General features: G+C 67.1%; 2 pseudogenes. One reads left to right on the top strand and one right to left on the bottom strand.

What is annotated here, in order from left to right:
- Window positions 1-146 (bottom strand): annotated as a pseudogene (locus tag ACFPZJ_RS39955) (IS701 family transposase); the annotation flags it as partial.
- 211 nt (window positions 147-357) lie between these two features.
- Here ACFPZJ_RS39955 and ACFPZJ_RS39785 point away from each other — a divergent pair.
- A pseudogene (locus tag ACFPZJ_RS39785) lies at window positions 358-928 on the top strand (transposase family protein); the annotation flags it as partial.
- Between the last annotated feature and the right edge of the window lie 227 nt (window positions 929-1,155).

The raw sequence follows: 1,155 nt of genomic DNA, 5'->3' as shown, positions 1-1,155 counted from the left end.
AGCTGCCAGCTGTTCTTCCGGCCCACCGGGCCGAGCAGACCGTTCACATAGGCCCGCATCTGCCGCCGTAGGTCCACCCGCCCGAACCGGTGACCCACCCGAACAAGTACCTCTTCCAGTTCCGCCGTCCAGACGTCGGACCGCACATCCTGCACGACAATCACAACGGGCCGCCGCGGTGGAGGTTACGAACTTCCGGCACCTGACGCCACAGCAGTCGAATAGACTCGAGAAGGTGCCTCTGACCAGCAGAGATAGCGAACTGCAACTGGAGTACAAAGGGCTGTCCCGTACTGCTGGTCACGGGTGAGTGATCTCGCTGTGTCTGGTGTGATCACAGCGTCGGAGCCGTCCTGAATAGCCCCGTTCACCGGGCTGAGCCCGCGTCAGTTCGGCAAGCTGATCACCGCATTGCGACGCGAGGGTGCGGACCCGGTCCGCAAGGGCCGGCCGTGGAGCCTGCCGCTGGAAGACCGGGTCCTGCTGGTCGCGGCGTTACTTGCGGACCAACCTGACCCTGCGGCGGCTCGCGCCGCTGTTCGGGGTGTCGAAGTCGGCCGCTGACCGCATCATCGCCCACCTCAGCCCTGCGCTCGCGCTCCAGCAGCGCAAGCGGTACCGCAAGAACACCGTGCTGATCGTGGACGGCACCCTGGTTCCCACCCGCGACCACACCATCGCCGAGCAGTCGAAGAACTACAGGTACTCCACCGACCACCAGGTCGTCATCGACGCCGACACCCGGCTCGTCGTCGCCATCGGCCGGCCACTGCCCGGCAACCGCAACGACTGCAAGGCATGGGAGCTGTCCGGCGCCAAAGACGCCGTCGGCAAGACCACGGTCATCACGGACGGCGGCTACCGGGGCACCAGCCTGGTCATCCCGCACCGTCGCGAGAAGGGCCAGGCCGACCTCCCCGCCGGGAAAGCGCGTTGTTGGGCGGCCAGGACGTCGGGGGTGGCGGGCGTTGTTGTTGCGCCAGCGCAGGTAGGCGTGCAGGGCCCGGGTCTGTACGGTGCGGTTCGGATACTGAACTTGATTGGGTGATGTCGGTGCCGTTCGCCTGACAGCCTGGTGTCGACACCGGTAGCCCTGGGGCGTGAGGTATGCGCAGGGCGGCGGGCTGACCGACGCCGAGAGGACCACGCGGGAGC

The sequence above is a fragment of the Streptomyces bullii genome, from assembly GCF_042657145.1.
GTDB classification, from domain to species: Bacteria; Actinomycetota; Actinomycetes; order Streptomycetales; family Streptomycetaceae; genus Streptomyces; species Streptomyces bullii.
Note: the sequence above shows the minus strand (reverse complement) of the source record. Positions and strands in the feature narration are given on the sequence as shown.